18 protein-coding genes and 1 tRNA gene are annotated in these 19,991 nt (G+C 73.2%); 3 read left to right on the forward strand and 16 right to left on the reverse strand.

The window, feature by feature from the left end; translation table 11 throughout:
* From rpmF to coaD, 3 genes are all read right to left on the reverse strand, one after another.
* The gene (gene rpmF, locus Q4A22_RS03130) at nucleotides 1-204 is read right to left on the reverse strand and encodes a 50S ribosomal protein L32 (protein WP_012398114.1); all 204 of its coding nucleotides are present in this window, start codon (nucleotides 202-204) and stop codon (nucleotides 1-3) included.
* Nucleotides 205-206: 2 nt separating this feature from the next.
* Nucleotides 207-800, reverse strand: a complete 594-nt coding sequence (locus tag Q4A22_RS03135) for a DUF177 domain-containing protein (protein WP_303177153.1) — start codon at nucleotides 798-800, stop codon at nucleotides 207-209.
* A 143-nt stretch (nucleotides 801-943) separates the two neighbouring features.
* Complete coding sequence (coaD, locus tag Q4A22_RS03140) at nucleotides 944-1,414, reverse strand: pantetheine-phosphate adenylyltransferase (RefSeq protein WP_303177155.1); 471 nt, start codon at nucleotides 1,412-1,414, stop codon at nucleotides 944-946.
* Between the two features lie 38 nt (nucleotides 1,415-1,452).
* Between coaD and Q4A22_RS03145 the strand changes: the two genes are divergently transcribed.
* Nucleotides 1,453-2,697 carry an aminotransferase class I/II-fold pyridoxal phosphate-dependent enzyme gene (locus tag Q4A22_RS03145; RefSeq protein ID WP_303177156.1) on the forward strand — a complete coding sequence of 415 codons (1,245 nt, stop codon included), beginning with the start codon at nucleotides 1,453-1,455 and terminating at the stop codon, nucleotides 2,695-2,697.
* A 96-nt stretch (nucleotides 2,698-2,793) separates the two neighbouring features.
* Here Q4A22_RS03145 and rsmD read toward each other — a convergent pair whose 3' ends face one another.
* The 4 genes from rsmD to thiL all read right to left on the reverse strand — a co-directional run bounded on the left by rsmD (nucleotide 2,794) and on the right by thiL (nucleotide 7,697).
* The gene (rsmD, locus tag Q4A22_RS03150; RefSeq protein WP_303177158.1) at nucleotides 2,794-3,375 is read right to left on the reverse strand and encodes a 16S rRNA (guanine(966)-N(2))-methyltransferase RsmD; all 582 of its coding nucleotides are present in this window, start codon (nucleotides 3,373-3,375) and stop codon (nucleotides 2,794-2,796) included.
* On the reverse strand, nucleotides 3,372-5,555 hold the full coding sequence (locus tag Q4A22_RS03155) for an ATP-dependent DNA helicase RecG (RefSeq protein WP_303177395.1): 2,184 nt from the start codon (nucleotides 5,553-5,555) through the stop codon (nucleotides 3,372-3,374). The genes rsmD and Q4A22_RS03155 overlap by 4 nt, the downstream gene beginning before the upstream one ends.
* Nucleotides 5,556-5,647: 92 nt before the next feature.
* The gene (locus tag Q4A22_RS03160) at nucleotides 5,648-6,595 is read right to left on the reverse strand and encodes a DAK2 domain-containing protein (RefSeq protein WP_303177161.1); all 948 of its coding nucleotides are present in this window, start codon (nucleotides 6,593-6,595) and stop codon (nucleotides 5,648-5,650) included.
* The gene (gene thiL / locus Q4A22_RS03165; protein WP_303177163.1) at nucleotides 6,585-7,697 is read right to left on the reverse strand and encodes a thiamine-phosphate kinase; all 1,113 of its coding nucleotides are present in this window, start codon (nucleotides 7,695-7,697) and stop codon (nucleotides 6,585-6,587) included. Before thiL ends, Q4A22_RS03160 begins: the two co-directional genes overlap by 11 nt.
* A 76-nt stretch (nucleotides 7,698-7,773) precedes the next feature.
* On the opposite strand from thiL, the gene Q4A22_RS03170 reads away from it, so the two are divergent.
* Nucleotides 7,774-8,382, forward strand: a complete 609-nt coding sequence (locus tag Q4A22_RS03170; RefSeq protein WP_368410542.1) for a DUF3515 family protein — start codon at nucleotides 7,774-7,776, stop codon at nucleotides 8,380-8,382.
* Nucleotides 8,383-8,510: 128 nt separating this feature from the next.
* On the opposite strand, the gene Q4A22_RS03175 is transcribed toward Q4A22_RS03170, so the two are convergent.
* The 6 genes from Q4A22_RS03175 to leuC form a co-directional block, all read right to left on the reverse strand.
* Entirely contained in the window at nucleotides 8,511-9,662 is a 1,152-nt protein-coding gene (locus Q4A22_RS03175; RefSeq protein WP_303177165.1) for a D-alanine--D-alanine ligase family protein, read from the reverse strand.
* A complete protein-coding gene (locus Q4A22_RS03180; RefSeq protein WP_303177166.1) occupies nucleotides 9,659-10,717 on the reverse strand; it encodes an NAD(P)H-dependent glycerol-3-phosphate dehydrogenase in 1,059 nt (352 codons plus the stop codon). The genes Q4A22_RS03175 and Q4A22_RS03180 overlap by 4 nt, the downstream gene beginning before the upstream one ends.
* Nucleotides 10,714-11,538: a 1-acyl-sn-glycerol-3-phosphate acyltransferase gene (locus tag Q4A22_RS03185; RefSeq protein ID WP_303177168.1), complete on the reverse strand. Its 825-nt coding sequence runs from the start codon at nucleotides 11,536-11,538 to the stop codon at nucleotides 10,714-10,716. The genes Q4A22_RS03180 and Q4A22_RS03185 overlap by 4 nt, the downstream gene beginning before the upstream one ends.
* A 103-nt stretch (nucleotides 11,539-11,641) precedes the next feature.
* Nucleotides 11,642-12,961, reverse strand: coding sequence for a UDP-N-acetylglucosamine 1-carboxyvinyltransferase (murA, locus tag Q4A22_RS03190; protein ID WP_303177169.1), 1,320 nt, complete (start codon nucleotides 12,959-12,961; stop codon nucleotides 11,642-11,644).
* 97 nt (nucleotides 12,962-13,058) lie between these two features.
* Nucleotides 13,059-13,658 carry a 3-isopropylmalate dehydratase small subunit gene (gene leuD, locus Q4A22_RS03195; protein ID WP_303177170.1) on the reverse strand — a complete coding sequence of 200 codons (600 nt, stop codon included), beginning with the start codon at nucleotides 13,656-13,658 and terminating at the stop codon, nucleotides 13,059-13,061.
* Nucleotides 13,659-13,697: 39 nt separating this feature from the next.
* Nucleotides 13,698-15,134 carry a 3-isopropylmalate dehydratase large subunit gene (gene leuC / locus Q4A22_RS03200; RefSeq protein WP_303177172.1) on the reverse strand — a complete coding sequence of 479 codons (1,437 nt, stop codon included), beginning with the start codon at nucleotides 15,132-15,134 and terminating at the stop codon, nucleotides 13,698-13,700.
* A gap of 154 nt (nucleotides 15,135-15,288) precedes the next feature.
* On the opposite strand from leuC, the gene Q4A22_RS03205 reads away from it, so the two are divergent.
* A complete protein-coding gene (locus Q4A22_RS03205) occupies nucleotides 15,289-16,101 on the forward strand; it encodes an IclR family transcriptional regulator (protein ID WP_303177174.1) in 813 nt (270 codons plus the stop codon).
* A gap of 93 nt (nucleotides 16,102-16,194) precedes the next feature.
* On the opposite strand, the gene Q4A22_RS03210 is transcribed toward Q4A22_RS03205, so the two are convergent.
* The 3 genes from Q4A22_RS03210 to Q4A22_RS03220 form a co-directional block, all read right to left on the reverse strand.
* Entirely contained in the window at nucleotides 16,195-17,862 is a 1,668-nt protein-coding gene (locus Q4A22_RS03210) for a GTPase (protein WP_303177175.1), read from the reverse strand.
* Complete coding sequence (locus Q4A22_RS03215; RefSeq protein ID WP_303177176.1) at nucleotides 17,859-19,613, reverse strand: dynamin family protein; 1,755 nt, start codon at nucleotides 19,611-19,613, stop codon at nucleotides 17,859-17,861. Before Q4A22_RS03215 ends, Q4A22_RS03210 begins: the two co-directional genes overlap by 4 nt.
* 79 nt (nucleotides 19,614-19,692) lie before the next feature.
* Nucleotides 19,693-19,768, reverse strand: a tRNA-Glu gene (locus tag Q4A22_RS03220).
* Nucleotides 19,769-19,991 lie beyond the last annotated feature (223 nt).

A 19,991-nucleotide genomic window follows, 5' to 3' on the forward strand; every position in this document is an offset into this window, starting at 1 on the left:
TTACGCGTCAGCGACCTTGCGTCCCTTGTACTCGTAGAACAAGGGGGTGCCGGCGGAATCGGAGACCAGCTTGGCCTGGTGCGGCAGGCTGTAGCTGACCTTGCCGTTCTCCACGGTCTTCACCAGTTTGGGGGCCTGCGCCTTCCACTGGGACCGGCGCATGCGGGTATTCGCACGGGACATTTTCCGCTTGGGAACAGCCACGGCTATCTCTCTTCTCTCGTCTCGGTTGTGGACTCCGACGTGTCCCCACCCTGACCCGCCTCGGTCATCAGCCCTGCGAGGGCGGACCAGCGGGGGTCGGTCACGTCGTGGTGGTGCGAAGGGTCGTTCTCGAGCCGGGCGCCGCACTGGGCGCACAGGCCCGGGCACTCGGCCCGGCACACCGGTTGGAACGGCAGCTGTGTGATCACTGCGTCCCGAAGCATCGGTTCGAGGTCGATCTCCTCGTCCCGCACCTCGTACACTTGCTCGTCCTCGACGTTCTCGTCACCCTGCGGGGACGGTTCGAAGACGAAAAGCTCCTGCACGTCGACCGGCAGTTCGTAGTCGATGGGGTCGAGGCATCTGCTGCACTCCCCGTGAACGCTGACGATCACGGTTCCGGACACCAGGATACCGTCGTGGACGGATTCCAGGCGCAGATCCAGCTCCATGGGCGTGCCCTCGGGCGAACCGATGAGGGCCGTCCCGAAGTCCTTCGGTGCGGGCGCCTCGACGGCCAGGGTGTCCATGGTCCCCGGGCGGTGTTCCAGTTCCCTGACGTTGAACGAGAGGGCTGAACTGTTGCGGTGATTCACGGAACTCCTGGCTAACGACACTGGCCGACAGAACACCTTAGCACGCGGGACTCTCACAGATCATCCCGGCCCCCAGCCGCCCCGAAGAACTTCCCCGGCTGCACCTCGCACCGATGGGCGGTTTCCGCCTGCTCACGGACCCGTCAGCGGCGGAGCACGGCCCGCAGCACGGGCTCGGGAACGAACGCGGAGACGTCTCCGCCGAGGGCCGCGACCTCCATCACGAGCGAGGAGGAGACGTGCAGCAGGGAGGGCTCACCCGGGAGGAACACCGTCTCCACACCCGTGAGCGAGCGGTTCATGGTGGCCATGGGCAGCTCGTAGTCGTAGTCCGCACCGTTGCGCAGCCCCTTGACCAGCGCCACGGCCTCCCGGCGCTCGGCGTAGTCCGCGATCAGCCCGGACTCCAACGGCTCCACCACCACGGCGGACTCGTCCGCGAAGACCTCGCGCACCAGCTCGATCCGCTCCCGCTCGTCGAAGCGGTGGGTCTTGTGCGGGTTCGTGGACACCGCCACCACCACCTCGTCGAACAGGCGGGTGGCGCGGCGGATCACCGCGCAGTGCCCCAGGTGCAGGGGGTCGAAGGATCCCGGACAGATGGCGCGTCGCATCCCACCAGCCTAGCGGGCGGGCTTCCTAGACTGGGCCCATGACCGGCAACGCACAGCACCTCACACCCACCCCGCCAGCGGGACGCCCCGCCCCCTGGCAGCGCATGGCCGCCGGCGGCGGACTCCTGGACCCCGCGGGCCGCCTGCGCTCCACGGTCTTCGAGGAGATGACGGCGCTGGCCCGCCGCACCGGTTCCGTGAACCTGGGCCAGGGCTTCCCGGACTTCGACCCGCCGCAGCAGATGGTCGACGCCGCCGCGGCCGCCCTGCGTGCGGGCCACCACCAGTACGCACCCATCACGGGTGTGCCCGTCCTGCGCGAGGCGGTCGCCGCCCACCAACGCTCCTGGTACGGGCTGGAACTGGACCCGGAGGAGCAGGTGGTGGTCTGCGCGGGCGCCACCGAGGGCGTCACCGCAGCCCTGCTGTCGCTGCTGCAGCCCGGTGACGAGGTGGTGCTGTTCGAGCCGCGCTACGACCTCTACGGCGCGGTGGTGGAGTTCGCCGGCGCCACCGCCGTGTCCGTCCCGCTGCTGCCCCCGGCCTTCGTCCCGGATCCGGACGACCTCCGCGCGGCCTTCTCCCCGCGCACCCGCGCCGTGGTGCTCAACGACCCCCACAACCCCACCGGCACCGTGGCGTCCCGGGAGTTCAAGGAGCTGCTCGTGGAGCTGGCCGCCGAGCACGGGGCCGTGGTGATCGCGGACGAGGTCTACGAGCACCTGCGCTACGACGGCCCGCACGAGCCCCTGGCCACCCTGCCGGGTGCGGCCGGGCGCACCCTCACGGTGTCCTCGGCCGGCAAGACGTTCTCCGCCACCGGGTGGCGCGTGGGCTGGGTGAGCGGACCGCGGGAGCTGCTGCGCGGCGTCGTCGCCGTCAAGACGTACCTGTCCCACAGCGCCGCGGCGCCCCTGCAGCACGCTGTCGCGGAGGCGCTGACGCTCCCCCGGGAGTTCTTCGACGGGCTGCTCACGGACTACCGCGAGCGCCGGGACGTGCTCCTGGCGGGGCTGGGCGCGGCGGGCCTCACTCCGCCGGAGCCGCGCGGCACGTTCTTCGCCGTCACGGACGTGAGCGACCACTACGCGCTGGCCGGGGTGGACGACGCCGCCGGGCTGGCTCAGCACTGGGCCGACGCCGCCGGGGTGGTGGGGATCCCCGTCTCGGCGTTCGCGGGTCCCGCGAACCGGGGACTCTACGCTGACTGGCTGCGGCTGGCGTTCTGCAAGCGCACCGAGGTGCTGCGGGCGGCGATGGCGGGACTGGCCGCCGCGGTCTGAGCACGGGGCAGGTTGCCGCCACCTGCGGTGTCGTGGTCGGGAGCGGCAGCGCCGTGAGCCGGCGCGGTCCCGGGACCGGCGACGGCCCGCGTGGCCTCAGCCCGCGGCCAGCTCCTCGTCCGCCTCCAGGAACCACAGGACGGTCTCCCCGTGCGCGCTGGACTCGAAACGGCGCAGCCCCGCGGGCCACGCGGGCTCCGGGGTGCGGGCCGAGCGCTCCACGGCCACCACCCCGCCGGGTCCGAGCCGCCCGACGAGCAGGGACAGCAGCCGCGCGAGCTCGCTGTTCTCCAGCGGGTACGGCGGGTCCGCGAGCACCAGGTCCCAGTGGTGGGACGCCGCGCGGCCCAGGTAACCGGCCACCCCCGCGTGCACGGTGGTGATCGCGGTCTCCGGGCAGGACGCCGCGAGCAGCGCAGCGTTCTCGCGGCACACGCCCGCCGCGGCGGCGGCCTTCTCCACCAGGGTGACGGCCGCGGCCCCCCTGCTGGCGGCCTCCAGCCCGAGCGCCCCCGAGCCGGCGAAGAGGTCCAGGACGCTGGCGTCCTGACACATGCCCCACGCGTCCAGGCGGGCGAACAGCGACTCCTTGACGCGGTCCGTGGTGGGTCGGGTGGCGGAACCCGGGACGGACTTCAACCGCAGTCCCCCGGCCCGGCCCGCAATGATGCGTGTCATCCTCGCTCCAGAAATGCTTGTCGATCCTCGTCCAGCACCCGTTCGATGCCCGCCCGCAGCACGGGGTGCCCCGCCAGCGTGGGATCCTCCCGGATCACGTCCTCGGCGGCCACCCGGGCGCGCGCCACGAGCTCCTCGTCCCGCAGCACCCCCACCCAGCGCAGCCCGGAGCGGCCCCCGGACTGGGAGGCGCCGAGGATGTCCCCCTCCTTGCGCAGCCGCAGGTCCGTTTCTGCCAGCTCGAAGCCGTCCGTGGTGGCGGCCACGGCGTCCAGGCGGGCCCGCGCAGGGTGCTCCGGGGGCACACGGGTCACGAGCAGGCACGTGCTGGCGTGCTCACCGCGGCCGATGCGCCCGCGCAGCTGGTGCAGCTGGGAGATCCCGAAGCGCTCCGGGTCCAGCACCACCATGAGCGTGGCGTTGGGGACGTCCACCCCCACCTCCACCACGGTGGTGGAGACCAGCACGTCCACTTCTCCGGCGTCGAACGCGGCCATGGTGCCCGCCTTGGTCTGCGCGTCCTGGCGCCCGTGCAGCGCGGCCACCCGGGCTCCCCGCAGCTCCGGCCGCGCCCCCACCAGCTCGTGCAGCCACGCGACGGTGGCCGGTTCGGGCTCGTCCGGCCGGGCCGCCACGGAGGCGCACAGGGACGTGAAGGGCGGCAGGGCGGCGTCGTCGCCGATCTTGGGGGCCACCACGTAGACCTGCCGGCCGCGCGCCACGTGCTCCGCCGCGAGCGCCCACACCCGCCGCTCCCACGCGGGGCCGTGCTCGGCGATGCCCACCACGAAGGTCTCGATGGGCCGGCGCCCGCCGGGCAGCTCGCGCAGGGTGCTCACGTCCAGGTCCCCAAAGACCGTCATGGCCACGGTGCGCGGGATGGGGGTGGCCGTCATGACGAGGGTGTGCGGCACCTGCCCGGCCTTGTCCCGCAGGGCGTCGCGCTGCTCCACCCCGAAGCGGTGCTGCTCGTCCACGACCGCGAGCCCCAGCTCCGCGAACTGCACGCGATCCTGGATCAGCGCGTGCGTGCCCACCACGATCCCGGCGGCACCGCTGGCGATGTCCAGCAGCGCGCGCCGTCGAGCAGCCGCCGACATGCTGCCGGTGAGGAGCGTGACCCCGGTGGCCAGCGGGTCCCCGCCGAGCTGCCCGGGGGCCGCCAGGGGGCCCAGCAGGGCCGTGATCTTCTCGTGGTGCTGGGTGGCGAGCACCTCGGTGGGGGCGAGCAGGGCCGCCTGGCCGCCGCTGTCCACCACCTGCAGCATGGCCCGCAGCGCCACCACGGTCTTGCCGGAGCCCACGTCCCCCTGCAGCAGCCGGTTCATGGGGGCGGTCCCGGACAGCTCCCGCGCGATCTGCTCCCCCACCTCGCGCTGCCCCGGGGTGAGCTCGAACGGCAGGGAGGCGTCGAAGCGGGCGAGCAGGCCGTCCTGCCGCGGGGGTCGGGGATCCACCGGGTGGGCGGCGTGCTCCGCGCGGCGGCGCATCAGCTCGGTCTGCAGGACGAAGGCCTCCTGGAAGCGGAAGCGGCGCTGCGCCGCCTCGCACGCCTCCACGGTCTCGGGCCGGTGCAGGTCCCGGTACGCCTGCTCCAGCGGGGGCAGCCCCTCCGCGGCGAGCAGCTCGGGCGCCAGCGGGTCCTCCAGGGTGTCGAGGTCGGCGGTGAGCAGCACCTGCTGGACCAGCTTCGCGATCCGCGGGGTGGTGAGCTTGCCGGCCTCGGGGTATACCGGGATGGGCAGCAGCTCCCCGGACCCGGACGTGGAGCCGGTCACCTGCTCCGGGGTCTCCACGGGGGCGTAGTCCGCGCCCGCCATGGACAGCTCACCGCGGTAGAACTCGGGTTTGCCGGTGAACAGGGCCAGGGACCCCACCGGCAGGTCCTTCTGCGCGGAGTACGCGTTGAAGAAGGTGATCTTCAGGTGGGCACCGGAGTCGTCCGCGACCGTGACGTCCGTGAGGCTTCGGCGCGGGTCGCTGCGCATCCGGCGGGTGCTGGAGCTCTCCACCCGTGCCACGAACGAGGTCCGTTCACCGGCCACGAGCTCCGTGAGCGCCTGGATGCGCCCGCGCCGGATGTAGCGCCGCGGGGCGTGGTCCAGCAGCTGGCCCACCGTGGTGATCCCCAGCTCCTTGGCGAGCACCGCCACCGTGGAGCGGGGGGACGTTCCGGGCACGTAGCGGGTGAGGGGCTGCTCGAGAGGGCCGAGAAATGCCGAGGCGGCACCCGCCCCGTGCGGGGACGTCCGGTCCCCGGACGCGGCCGTGCTCACCGGGGCTCCGCCGTGAGCGTGGTGACGGTGACGTTGCGCGCGGATCCCCGGTCACGCATCAGGTCCAGGGCCACCTCCGGGTCCGTCACGTGCACGTGCACCCGCCAGGTGTAGCCCTCCCCGTGCTCTCCCACGGCGCTGACGATCACGCTGTCCCCGGCATTGTCCAGCTGGTGGCGCAGCTCCGCGGCGTCCAGCGCGGAGAGGTCCATGGTGCCCATGACCTCGTACCCGTCCCGGTCCTCCTCCGGGGTGGCGCGCAGGGGGTGGGTGTGGTGGCGGATCAGCTCCGGCACGGGATCCGTGTACTCCTCCGTTCCGCCCAGCTCCGCGCGCAGCGCACTGAGCAGCACGAGCATTCCCAGCGCACCGGAGTCCACGGTTCCCCGTGCGGTCAGGACGGGCAGCTGGGAGACGGTGTGGACCACCGCGCGCGTGCACGCGGCGAGCATGGCGTCCAGCCACTGCACCAGCTGCTGATTGGAACCCTCCGGGGCGCTGTCCGGCACCGGGGTCTCACCGGCGGCCTGCAGGACGGAGAGCATGGTGCCCGGCACCGGCTCGGTCAGCGCGGAGGAGCAGCGCACCTGGGCGGCCACGAACGCCTCCCGCAGCTGCTCGGCAGTGAGGCGCGCGCTGCCCTCGAGCGCGGCCCCCATGGCCGCGAGCACGAGCGCGGCGAGCATCCCGGAGTTGCCGCGGGCCTCCTCCAGGGCAGCCTGCCCCGCGTACGCGAGCAGCTCGCCCACGTCCCGGCCCTCGATGAGGCGGGCGGCCTCCGCGGCGAATCCCACGGTGACGCTGAGGTTCGCGCCGGTGTCCGCGTCCGCCACGGGGAAGACGTTGAGGTTGTCCAGCACGTCCGCGTGCTCGCACAGTTGCCGGTGGGCGGTGTGCAGCCACGCGCGCATCTCGGTGGTGGAGGAGCCGGGCTTATGGCTCAAAGTGATCCCATCCTTCGACGACGTCACGGCCGAACCACTGTGCGGCACGGCGTCCGGCGATGGTCACGGCCGGGGTCGCGGACCGCTGCGGCGGCGCGTCCGCCTGGGCGGTACCGCTCTCCCGGGGCTCGTTCCCGGCTGCCGCGGGCGCACACGAGCCTATCGCACGGACCCCGGGAGGCAGCGGGGAATCCACCGGCAGGACGGCGAGCATTCCATGGTCCTCGCCGCCCGTGAGCACCCACTCCCAGGGGTCCTTCCCCACGGCCTCGCCCGCCGCCGCGAGCTGCGCCACGGCCGGCTCCAGGGCGGCGGGATCCAGGTCGATGCACACCCCACTGGCACGGGCGATCCTGCCCGCGTCCCGCAGGAGTCCGTCCGAGACGTCCATCATGGCGGTGGCCCCGGCCCGTGCGAGCGCGGGTCCCGCGGCCACGGGTGGTTCGGGTCGCAGCTGCGCGGCCTGCAGGGCACGACGCCGCTCGGGGGGCACCGCGTCCCACGGCCCGGGAACGGGGCACTGCAGGGCGTCCAGCCCCGCCGCTGCGTGGCCTAGCACCCCGGCGTGGACCAGCTCCCCGCCCGCCGCCGCGCCGGTGCGCAGCACGGGGTCCTCGTCGCAGCGGCCGGTGACCGCCGCGGTGATCGACAGCTCCTGTCCCCGCCCGAGGTCCCCTCCCACCAGGGCGCACTCCGTGGCCCCGAGGTCCGTGAACGCCCGGGAGAGGCCGGAGGCGAAGCCCGTGACCCACTCCACCGGCGTGTCCGGGGGCAGGGTGAGGGACACCACCACGGCCGTGGGCACGGCACCCATGGCGGCAACGTCCGCGAGGTTCTGCGCCGCGCACTTGCGCCCGCTCTCCTCCCCCGTGGTGCGATGGCCGCAGGGCCAGGTCCGCAGGAAGTCCTGGCCCAGGGTCAGGGTGTCGGTGGTGAGCACCACCCGGCCCCCCGGTGCGGCGACCACCGCGCAGTCGTCCCCGGGGCCCACCAGCACGTGCGGGCCGTGGGTGGTGGCCCCGGGCAGGAAGGCGTCCAGCAGCTGCGACTCGCTGAGCCGGGACACGGTGGCCCCCTCCGGTGCTGCGCGCTCGTGCGTCATACCCGAAACCCTAGCCACCTGCTCCGACCCGCACAGCACACCGCCCACGGGCACGTGCTCGCCTATCCTGGATGCCATGACTCCCCCGTCCCGCACCCCGTGGCAGACGTCCGCCCCCGTGTCCCGCACCGCGCGCGCAGGCCGCCCCACGGAGGGGGGCCGTGCCCGCCACGGCGGGCGGGCGGCGTCGCACCCGGCACGACGCCGCACGGTCACCGGCGCCGCCCTCCTGGCCGGGGCGCTCGCCCTCACCGGCTGCGAGTCCACGGTGACCGTGGACAGCGCCCCCCACGCCAGCGACCCGGCGTGCGCGTCCGTGCTGCTCGCCATGCCGCAGAAGGTGAGCGACCTGGCGCAGCGGGAGACCTCCAGCCAGGGCACCACCGCGTACGGCGACCCGTCCGCGATGATCGTGCGGTGCGGCGTGGCGGAGCCCGGGCCCACCACGAACCCGTGCACGGACGTGAACGGGGTGGACTGGCTCATCTCCGAGGTGGCCGACCAGAAGGGCCAGTGGCGGGCGGTGACCTACGGCCGCTCCCCCGCCACGGAGGTGCTCTTCGACGGCAACCGTGTTCCCTCCAGCACCGCGCTCGTGGACGCCGGCTCCGCCGTGCAGAACGTCCCGCAGACCCGCAAGTGCGAGTCCGTGAAGGACACGCTGGAGGACCAGGGCACGTCCTGAGCCGCGAAACGCGGAGGGCTGGGGCGCGCCCCGCCCAGGCCCCCCGTGGTCCCGGCGCAGGCACCCGCCGCGGGCACCCGGCGGGGCTCGCCACGGGACGTGGTCCCGGGCCCGCTCGGGACGAGCGCCTAGCGCAGCCCCACGGGGCGCTCCAGCGCCAGGGACACGAGCTCGTCGATCAGCTCGGCGTACTCCAGCCCCGTGGCCGACCACATGCGGGGGTACATGGAGATGGGGGTGAAGCCGGGCATGGTGTTGATCTCGTTGATGACCACCCGGTGGTCCGGGGTCACGAAGAAGTCGCAGCGGGAGAGGCCCTCGCCGTCCACGGAGTCGAAGGCCCGCACGGCGTCCGCCCGGAGGGTCTCGATCACGTCCTCGGGCAGCCGCGCGGGGCACGAGAGGCGGGCGGCGTCGTCGTCCATGTACTTGGCCTCGAAGTCGTAGAAGGCGTGGCCCTGGACCTCGATCTCCCCCGGCAGGGAGGCGCGGGCGGGGTCGGTGCCGTGCCCACCCAGGACGGCGCACTCGATCTCGCGCCCCTCGATGCCCGCTTCGACCACGAGCTTGAGGTCGTGCTCCCGGGCGGTCTCCACGGCGGCGTCCAGGCCGGAGGGGTCGTCCACGCGGGTGATCCCGAACGAGGAGCCGGCGCGGGCGGGCTTGACGAACACCGGGTAGCCGAGCTGCGCCACGCGCTCCCGCACGCCCTGCGGGTCCGTGCGCCAGGTGCGGTCGTGGACCACCGTGTAGGGGCCCACCTCCAGCCCGGCGGCCTGGAAGGCCAGCTTCATGAAGTGCTTGTCCATCCCGATCGCGGACGCGGCCACACCGCAGCCCACGTACGGCAGGCCCGCGAGCTCCAGCATGCCCTGCAGGGTGCCGTCCTCGCCGAACGGGCCGTGCAGCAGGGGGAACACCACGTCCACGTGGCGCCCGCGTGTCACGGGGGCCCCGTGCTCGCCGGAGTCGTGGATGAGCAGCCGGTTCTCCCCCGCGCGCAGGGGCAGGCTCACCCGGTGCTCACCCGGTGGCAGCTCGGCCATGGGGTGCGCGTCGAGCAGGGCCTCGAGCTCCTCCTGGGAGTAGAGGAACCAGGCGCCCGCGCGGGAGATGCCCACGCTCACCACGTCCCACTTCTCGCGGTCGATGGCGCGCAGCACCGAGCGCGCGGTGATCAGCGAGACGGAGTGCTCCGAGGACCTGCCCCCGAAGACCACGGCCACGCACGGCTTGGTGCCCTCCGCAGTGGGCACGGAGTTCTCGTCGGTGACGCTCATGCGGTGTTCCCTTCGGATGTCAGGTCCCGGCCGAGCAGCCGGGGGGCCAGCTCGTGCACGGGGATGTCGTTGCGCAGCACACCCACCACGGCCTCCGTGATGGGCATGTCCACGCCGTTGCGGCGGGCCAGCTCCAGCACGGCGGGCGCGGACGTGATGCCCTCCGCGGTCTGGGTCATGGCGTCCCGCACCTGCTCGAGCGTGAGCCCGGCGCCCAGGAGCCTCCCGGCCGTGTGGTTGCGGGACAGCGAGGAGGAGCACGTGGCCACGAGGTCCCCCATGCCGGAGAGCCCGGCCAGGGTGGCGGTGGTCCCGCCGAGGGCGAGCGCCAGGCGCGTGGTCTCGGCCAGCCCGCGGGTCATCACGGAGGCCTTGGAGTTGTCCCCGTAGCCGCGCCCGTCGCAGATCCCCACGCACAGCGCGATCACGTTCTTCACCACCCCGCCGATCTCCGTGCCCACCACGTCCGTGTTGGTGTACGGGCGGAAGTACGGGGCGGCGCAGCACCGGGCCACCCACGCCGCGGTCTCCTGCTCGGGGGCTGCCACCACAGAGGCCGTGGGTTCCTCCCGGGCGATCTCCATGGCGAGGTTCGGCCCGGACAGCACGCACGTGCGCCGCGCCCAGTCCTCGGCGGAGGCGACCGTGGCCTGCCCCAGGACGTCGGCGACCACCTGGGTCATGCGCAGCCCCGTCCCGGACTCCAGCCCCTTGGCGAGGGACAGCACCACGGCACCCGGCTCCAGGTGCGGTGCCGCGAGCGCCAGCTGCGCGCGCAGGGACTGGGCGGGGACCGCGGCCACCACGAGGGCGGCCCCGCGCAGGGCCTCCGCCAGGTCCGCCGAGAACTCCAGGGACCCCGGCAGGTCCACACCGGGAAGGTAGCGCTCGTTGCGCCCCTCCCGGGCCATCACGGCCATGGACTCGGCATTGCGTCCCCACAGGCACACGGTGCGCTCGGCACCGGCCTCCGCGGCGGCGTCGGCCAGGACCTTGGCGAACGTGGTCCCCCAGGAGCCGGCGCCCAGGACGGTGACGCGGGCGGGCCCGGTCACGGTGCCACGCTCCCGCCCGCGGTCCCCAGGCGGTCCTCGGGCGGCGCGGGCCCGGCAGCGTTCTGCGTGGTCTCCTCGGACGACGCTGCCGCCGCGCCCCGCGGGTCCACCGGCTCGCGGGGTGCGGGCTCCTCGCGCAGCTCGGCCAGCAGCCCCGTGACGGCGGCCATGATCGTGCTCGTGGCACGCGCGAGCTCGGCGGCGGAGGGGTGGCCGGGGTGCTGCAGTCCACCGGGCACGAGGTCCTCGGTGTGCAGGGGGCGCCCCACCGCGCCGCGGACCCGCTTGGGCGGGAACAGGCTCACGCTGCGGTGGCCCTGCGGGTCCCGGTAGAGGATCTGGTGGTCGCCCCAGTGGGCCACGGGCACCACGGGAACCCCGGCCTGCAGGGCAAGACGGGCGGCCCCGGTGCGCCCGCGCATGGGCCACATCAGGGGATCACGGGTGATGGTGCCCTCCGGGTACACGATGATTGCCCCGCCCTCTGCGAGCTCCGCGAAGGCAGCCTCCAGCGAGTCCTTGGCGCGGGAGGTGCCCCGGTACACGGGGACCTGGCCGATGCGGGTGAGCAGCCGCCCCACCACGGGGATGCGGAAGAGGGACTCCTTGGCCAGGAAGCGCGGCATCACGCCGGCCCGGTAGAGCATGTGGGCCACCGTGATGGGGTCCAGCTCCGTGAGGTGGTTGGCTGCCACCACGAAGCCGCCGGAGGCCGGGAGGTTCTCCGTGCCGCGCCAGCGCGGGGTGGCCACCGCCCGGTACGCCGGGACGACCAGAGCCGCGATCATCCGGAACGTGGCTCGCTGGGACGTTCTGCTCATGCGGGGAACCCCTCCTCAGGGGACGGGATGCGGTCTGTCGGCGGGTGCCCGCCCGGACGCGCGGCGCGGGTCCGGGCTGGCGTGGAACAGTGGGAGAGCCCGCTCACCGCTCCTCGACGTCGAAGGTGGCGCCGAGACCGCCCAGCTTGTCCGTGAAGTGCTCGTAGCCGCGCTTGATGAGCTCCACCCCGGTCACGTGGGAGACGCCCTCGGCGGACAGTGCCGCGATGAGGTGGGAGAACCCGCCGCGCAGGTCCGGGATGTGGATGTCCGCGGCCTTCAGGGGTGCGGGCCCGGAGATCACCGCGGAGTGCAGGAAGTTGCGCTGCCCGAAGCGGCACGGCACGGAGCCCAGGCACTCGCGGTGCACCTGGATTACGGCTCCCATGCGGTTCAGGGCGCGCGTGAAGCCGAAGCGGTTCTCGTAGACGGTCTCGTGCACGATCGACACGCCCTTGGCCTGGGTCAGCACCACCACCAGGGGCTGCTGCCAGTCGGTCATGAACCCGGGGTGCACGTCCGTCTCCACGATGAGCGGGTTGAGGTCTCCACCCGGGTGGAAGAAGCGGATGCCGTCCTCGCGGATGTCCAGCCCGCCGCCCACCTTGCGGAAGGTGTTGAGGAAGGTCATCATGTCCGCCTGCTTGGCCCCGGCCACGAAGATGTCTCCGCCGGTGGCGAGCGCCGCAGAACCCCACGACGCCGCCTCCATGCGGTCCGGCAGGGCGCTGTGGACGTAGCCGGTGAGCTCGGGGACACCCTCGATGCGGATCACCCGGTCCGTCTGGACCGTGATGAGCGCACCCATCTTCTGCAGGATCGCGATCAGGTCCATGATCTCCGGCTCCGTGGCCGCACCGCGCAGCTCGGTGTGGCCCTCGGCCCGGGTGGCGGTGAGCAGGACCTGCTCGGTGGCGCCCACCGAGGGGTACGGCAGGTCGATCTTGGCGCCCTGCAACCCGTGGGGGGCGCTCATGCGGATCCCGGACTCGAGCTTCTCCACCTTGGCGCCGAAGTTGCGCAGCACCTCCAGGTGGTAGTTGATGGGCCGGTCCCCGATCCGGCAGCCGCCGAGGTCCGGGATGAACGCCTCGCCCAGCGCGTGCAGGAGGGGACCGCACAGCAGGATGGGGATCCGGGAGTCCCCGGCGTGGGCGTCGATGTCCGCGTGGCGGGCGCGGGTCACGTTGGTGGGGTCGAGCGTGAGCCGACCCAGGGCGTCGTCGCGCGTGACCTCCACGCCGTGCAGCGCCAGCAGGTCGGTGACGACCTTGACGTCCTTGATCTCGGGAACGTTGCCCAGGGTGGAGGGCGTGGAACCGAGCAGGGCGGCGACCATGGCCTTGGGGACCAGGTTCTTGGCTCCGCGAACCGTCACCTGACCCGTCAGCGGAACGCCGCCGGTGATGCGCAAAGAAGTCATGTCCTACCGATCTGGGGGAAGTGATCACCCGGGCGCGGACCGCGCACGGGACCTCGACATTCTACCGGCCCCGAGCGCCCCCTGGTCCAGCGGCCGTTCAGGTTCGCGCGGGCAGCGTGGTGGGCTTGAACGCCGGGCGGGTGCGCTCGTACGCCTCGATGTCCTCGGCGTGCTGCAGGGTCAGCCCGATGTCGTCCAGGCCCTCCATGAGCCGCCAGCGCGTGTAGTCGTCGATCTGGAACGGCACGGTCACAGTGCCGCACGTGACGGTCCGGGACTCGAGGTCCACGGTGATCTCCACGCCGGGCTGCTCCCCCATGAGCTTCCACAGCAGCTCCACGTCCGACTGGTCCACCTGGGCGGCCAGCAGGCCCTGCTTCCCGGCGTTGCCGCGGAAGATGTCCCCGAAGCGGGAGGAGATCACCGCCCGGAAGCCGTAGTCCCGCAGGGCCCACACGGCGTGCTCGCGGGAGGAGCCGGTGCCGAAGTCCGAGCCCGCCACGAGCACCGAGGCGCCGCGGTAGGCCGGCTGGTTGAGCACGAAGTCCTCGTTCCTGCGCCACCCGGCGAACAGGGCGTCGTCGAAGCCGGTCTTGGTGATGCGCTTGAGGTAGACGGCGGGGATGATCTGGTCCGTGTCCACGTTGGACTGCTTCAGCGGCGCGCCCACGCCGGTGTGGGTGGTGAACTCTTCCATGGTGGTGTCCTTGTCAGCTCGAAGGGGTGCGGGAGGGTCTCAGGGCACGGGGGTCAGGTCCGAGGGCGCGCTGAGCGTTCCCCGCACCGCCGTGGCCGCTGCGACCACGGGCGAGACCAGGTGCGTGCGCCCGCCCTTGCCCTGCCGCCCCTCGAAGTTGCGGTTGGACGTGGAGGCGCAGCGCTCCCCCGGTGCCAACTGGTCCGGGTTCATGCCCAGGCACATCGAGCACCCGGCGAAGCGCCAGTCCGCGCCGAAGTCCGTGAACACCCGGTCCAGTCCCTCGGCCTCGGCCTGCAGCCGGACCTTCGCGGAGCCGGGGACCACCATCATCCGCACGCTCTCGGCCTTGCGGCGCCCCCGGAGGACCTCCGCGGCGGCCCGCAGGTCCTCGATCCGGGAGTTGGTGCACGAGCCCAGGAACACGGTGTCCACCGGGATCTCCTTCATGGGGGTTCCCGCCTCCAGGCCCATGTAGTCCAGGGCGCGGCGGGCGGCGTCCTTCGCGTTGTCGTCCGCGGCGTCCTCCGGATCCGGCACGGCACGCGACAGCGGGACGCCCTGGCCCGGGTTGGTGCCCCACGTGACGAACGGCTCGAGCTCGTCCGCGTCGATGAACACCTCGCGGTCGAACTGCGCCCCCTCGTCCGTGTGCAGCGTGGACCAGTAGCGCACCGCGGCATCCCAGTCCTCGCCCTGGGGGGCGTGCGGGCGCCCCTGGACGTAGTCCAGGGTGGTCTGGTCCGGGGCGATCATCCCGGCGCGGGCCCCGGCCTCGATGGACATGTTGCACATGGTCATCCGCGCCTCCATGGACAGGGAGCGGATGGCCGAGCCGCGGTACTCCAGCACGTAGCCCTGTCCGCCGCCCGTGCCGATCTTCGCGATCACGGCCAGGATGATGTCCTTGGAGGTCACTCCCGGCTTGAGGGTTCCCTCCACGGTGATGGCCATGGTCTTGAACGGGGCCAGCGGCAGGGTCTGGGTGGCCATCACGTGCTCCACCTCGGAGGTGCCGATCCCGAAGGCCAGCGCCCCGAACGCGCCGTGCGTGGAGGTGTGGGAGTCGCCGCACACCACGGTCATCCCTGGCTGGGTCAGTCCCAGCTGGGGGCCCACCACGTGCACGATCCCCTGCTCGGCGTCCCCCAGGGAGTGCAGCCGCACCCCGAACTCCTCGCAGTTGTGCCGCAGCGTCTCGATCTGCTTGCGGGAGGTCTCGTCCGCGATGGTGGAGAAGATGTCCTCCGTGGGAGTGTTGTGGTCCTCCGTGGCGATCGTCAGGTCCGTGCGGCGCAGCCCCCGCCCCGCGAGCCGCAGCCCCTCGAAGGCCTGGGGGCTCGTGACCTCGTGCAGCAGGTGGAGGTCGATGTAGAGCAGGTCGGGCTGTCCCGCCTCGCCGCGGCGGACCAGGTGGTCGGCCCACACCTTCTCCGCCAGGGTCCGGGGTGCGGTGGTGTCCGTGGTGGTGGTCATCTCATCACTCCTGCTCGTGTCTGCGCGCCCGGGGCCGGGTCCTGGTGGGACTCTCCCGCCCCGGTGCGCCGTTTCCCCCATGGTCGCCACTCGGCGCCGCCGGGTTCCACTCCGCGCGCTTGCTTCTCGCATTGTGAGACGTCAATATCAAAGCATGGACACGACGCACGCGATGGACCCTTCCGGCGCCCCCCTCGGCTCACCGCTCGGCGGCCACGGCACCGGCTCACGGCTGCGTGAGGACTCCACCCACTCCCCCTCCGGCGTGGGCGTGGTGGACAAGGCATCCCTCATCCTGGACGCCCTGGAGGCCGGTCCCGCCTCGCTCGCGGACCTCGTGGAGGCCACCGGACTCTCCCGCCCCACCGCGCACCGCCTGGCCGTGGCACTCGCGCACCACCGCTTCGTGGGCCGGGACGTGCAGGGCCGCTTCGTCCTGGGCCCGCGCCTCGGGGAGCTCGCCTCCGCCGCCGGGGAGGACCGCCTGATCTCGGCGGCCGCCCCCGTCCTGCTGCAGCTGCGGGACAGCACCGGCGAGTCCTCGCAGGTGTTCCGCCGCCAGGGCGAGTGGCGCGTGTGCGTGGCCTCGGCCGAGCGGCCCATCGGCCTGCGGGACACCATCCCCGTGGGCACCCAGCTGTCCATGAAGGCGGGCTCCGCCGCGCAGGTCCTCGTGGCGTGGGAGGACCACGCCCGCCTGATCGAGGGTCTGCAGCACGCCCGCTTCTCCGCCACCACCCTCGCCGGCGTCCGACGACGCGGCTGGGCCCAGTCCATCGGCGAGCGCGAGTCGGGCATCGCATCCGTCTCCGCGCCCGTCCGTGGGCCCGCAGGGCGCGTGATCGCGGCGGTCTCCATCTCGGGGCCCATCGAGCGGCTGTCCAAGCAGCCCGGGCAGAAGCACGCCGACGTGGTGGTCCAGGCCGCCCGTCACCTCTCGGAGGCGGTGCGGGTCAGCGCCTCCTGAGCCCGCCCCACGGATCCCCTGTCCGCTCGTCACCGTGGGCGTGCCCGACGTCCCGCGCGCCCGCGGCTGCCCTGTCTGGCGTGAAGGCCCTGCTCAGCCGGTGGGCGCGCCCGCCCGCGCCACGGCTAGGGTGAACTGCCGGTGGGCGTCCAGCTCGCGCTCCACGGGGACCTCCACCACTTCGTGGGCGGTCTCGCGCACGGAGCGCAGCAGGCGGCGTCGCACCGTGCGGGCACGCACCCGGGAGACGAGCGAGGCGAGCACAGCGCCGGTCAGCGCCAGGAAGAGGGACAGCACCACCCCGGCCACGACCATGAGCGTGGGCACGGGCAGGGGGAATCCCTCCACCGTGGGCGGCGGGGGCAGCCGCAGCTGGAAGTACTCCGCGAGGAACAGCCCGAGCAGCCACAGCAGGCCCACCACGGTCACGGCCATGGCGAGCCACTGCAGCACGTCGAACGCGATCCACCACCACGCCGCCCCGCGCGCGGAGAAACGGGTGCGCGCGACAGCCTGGTCGAGCGAGTCGGGCAGCGTCCGCTCGCCCGTGCGGGCGGCGGCGCGCAGGCTGCGGCGCCACGGCTCCCCGGCGCCCCGTGAGACCTCGTCCGCGTAGCCGCGCACCGCGGAGTCCGCAGCCGCCTTCTGCGACGCGTTCATGGGCGGCAGGGACGTGCGGTGCACCCCGGGGTCCGAGCCGCGGTCGTGGCTCTCGATGTGCAGCCGCTTGAGGGGGTCCTTGCGGAACCGGGAGAGCCAGCGCGTGGCGATCCACCCGGTGTGGCGTCCGGCCCGCAGGCGGTACGAGCGCGCGGCGGCGTCCGCCACGGCCTCGATCCCCGCCGCGCGCGCGAGTCCGGCGGTGAGCCGCTCCCCGGCCTCGCGGTCGATGCCGTGCGGATCGCCCTCTCCCGCCGCCCGGGCGAGCTCGGTCGCGGCGTGGACCACGTCGGCCTCCAGGCGCTGCCCAGCGGCTGCGCGACCTGCGGCCACCGCGTGGATGCGCTCCCGCAGCTCGGGCACGCCGTCCCCGGTGAGCGCCGAGACGGCCACGGGGGCGCTCGGCCCAGTGGCCGGCAGCCCGTCCTGTGCCACGAGCTCCGCCAGGGAGCCCAGCACGGCCGGGACGTCCCGCGGCGCGAGCCGGTCCGCCTGGTTGAGGACCACCATGGTCACCGCGCCGTGGCGGGCCAGGGGCTGCACGAAGTCCTGGTGCAGCACGGCGTCCGCGTACTTCTGCGGGTCCACGACCCACACCACCACGTCCACGAGACCCACCATGCGCTGGACGATCTCGCGGTGCTCACGGGTCACGGAGTCGAAGTCCGGCAGGTCCAGGAGCACCAGACCCCCGCTCGCCGTGGCGGCCTTGCGGCCGCGTCCGGTGGCCACGCTCAGGGCGGGACCCACCACGCGGCGGTCGGGGACATCCAGCCAGTCGAGCAGCGGCTCGCTGCCCTCCTCGCCCCACACCGCGGCCAGCGGCGAGGACGTGGTGGGCCGCCGGGCGGCGCTGCGGGCCAGGTTCTGGCCCACCACGGCGTTGAAGAGACTGGACTTCCCGGAGCCCGTGGCACCGAAGAAGCCCACCACGGTGTGGTCCGCGGACAGCGCCCGGCGTTCACCCGCGCGGTCCAGGGTGCGTGCGGCCTGCTCCACGGCGGGGTCGTCCAGCCGACCCCGGGCGATCCCGGTGGCATCCGCCAGGGCGGTGATGCGCTCGGACAGGGTGACGGCGGCGGTGCGGGAGCGGGCGCTCACAGGGCCTCCCCCTCCGTGCGCACGCGCTGCGCGGCGGCGTGCAGCTCCTCGGCGGACGGGTGCTCCCCCAGCTCGTCGAGGGTGTCCAGGAACGTCTTCGCGCGGCGCTCCAGCAGCTCCCGGATCCGGGTCTCGAGGTTCTTCCGGGCCTGTTCGCTCATCCGCCGCACGGCGTCCTCCCCGAAGACGGCCTCCAGCAGCTTGGTCCCCACCGCACCGGAGCCGCCGGCGATGCCGACCTCCAGGCCCGTGAGACCTCCGGTGGTGGAGAACACGGCGATCATGAGGATCACGGCCAGCGCGTTGACGCCCAGGGACATGGCCCGGGCACGGGTGCGCTTGCCCGCGCCCTCCTGCTGGATCATGAGCATCACGTCCGACTGCCAGGCCCGGATGCTCTCCGCAACCTGAGCGGGGTAGTCCGCGGGCAGCGCGGCGGCGTCACGGCCCGCGAGCAGCACCTGTCCGGCCGGCTCGTCCCGCCAGCGGCGCTCCGCGAGCTCCGCGGCCCGCGCGGTGTTCTCCACGATCACGGCCTGCAGACCGGACTCGATGGCCTCCTCCACGCGCACCTCCGGCGCAGGTCGTCCCCGCAGGAACGCCGTCATCCGGTCCCGCACGCGGCCGATGCCCGCCTCCAGGCTGCGGAAGAACTCGCCCGTGCCCACGAAGTCCTGCCAGCGCGCCAGAACCTCGCCGCGCAGCAGCGTGCCGTCCCGGGTGGAGTCCACGATGCTCCGCAGCGCCTCGTCGAAGGAGCGGCCCACCTCCCGGCGCAGGTGCTCCTCCGTGCGCTGCTGCGCGGCCACGGCCTCGGCGGTGCGCTCCGTGGTGTCCGCGAGCTCGCGGACCGCGCCGCCCAGGGTGCGGGCCGCGATGTCCGAGCGAGCGTGCGCGTCCGCACCGAGCTCCACGAGCCACGCGCGCAGGGGCTCCACCGCGCTGGGTGCGAGCATGCCCAGCTCGTTGAGCGGCAGCTCGGGCACCACGAACACGGGCGCGCCCCCGAGCCCCTCCTGGCCCAGCATGCGCCGCAGGTCCTCCTCGATCTCCGCGGACGACGACGCCTGCACACGGTCCAGGACCACGGCCACCGTGATGTCGCGCCCGGCCGCGCTGCGCAGCAGCTGCCAGGGCACGGCGTCCGCGTACCGGTTGGCGGTGGTCACGAACAGCCAGAGGTCCGCGGCGGAGAGCAGCTGGGCGGCCAGGGCGCGGTTGTCGTCGGAGACGGAGTCCACGTCCGGGGCGTCGAGGATCGCCAGACCCTCCGGGATGTTCGTGTCCGCGATGAGCGTGATGGACCCCGTGTCCGCCACGGGATCCCCGGTGCCACCCGTGCCCGGCGCCGCCTGGGAGGGGTCGGCCAGGACTCCCCGGACCCGCGCCAGGTGCGGCAGCACCCGCTGGGTGGTGAACGCTCCCGCGTCCCGGGGGTGGTGGATCAGCAGGGGGCGCCGGGTGGTGGGTCGGATGGCCCCGGAGCGGGTCACAGGATGGCCCACCAGTGCGTTGACGAGCGTGGACTTGCCCGCTCCGGTGGAGCCGCCCACCACGGCCAGCAGGGGCGCGTCCAGGGAGCGCACCCGCGGCAGGACGTAGTCCTCCAGCTGGGCGACGGCGCGGGCCGCGCTCTCACGCTGGGCGGGGGCGGAGGGGGTGGCCAGGGGCAAGGTGGTGGACCCCAGCAGGTCGCGGGTCGCCTCGAGGGCGTCGATCAGGGGCACCGCGGGGGTGGTTTCGTCGCTCACGCTCACATTGTGCCAGCCCGTGCCCCTGGCACGGGGCGCATGAAAAAGGTCCCGGCTTCCGTGGAAGCCGGGACCTCAGTGGTGACCCCAGCGGGATTCGAACCCGCGTTACCGCCGTGAGAGGGCGGCGTACTAGGCCGCTATACGATGGGGCCGTGTACTTTCCGTGAGATGTTCAGAAATTAATTTCCCGTTCATCTCGTGGTTGCTGCACTGAACAGTAGCATCAACCGTTCGTCACTCAAATTCGGCGCTGTGCCGGTTTTGAGGACACTGCCGCACGCGCCGACGTGACCGCCGGACAGCGGGTGACAAGAGCTGGGATACCAGGACTCGAACCTAGAATGACGGTACCAGAAACCGTTGTGTTGCCAATTA

It is taken from the genome of Kocuria sp. (genome assembly GCF_030530945.1).
In the GTDB taxonomy this organism is placed as follows: Bacteria; Actinomycetota; Actinomycetes; order Actinomycetales; family Micrococcaceae; genus Kocuria.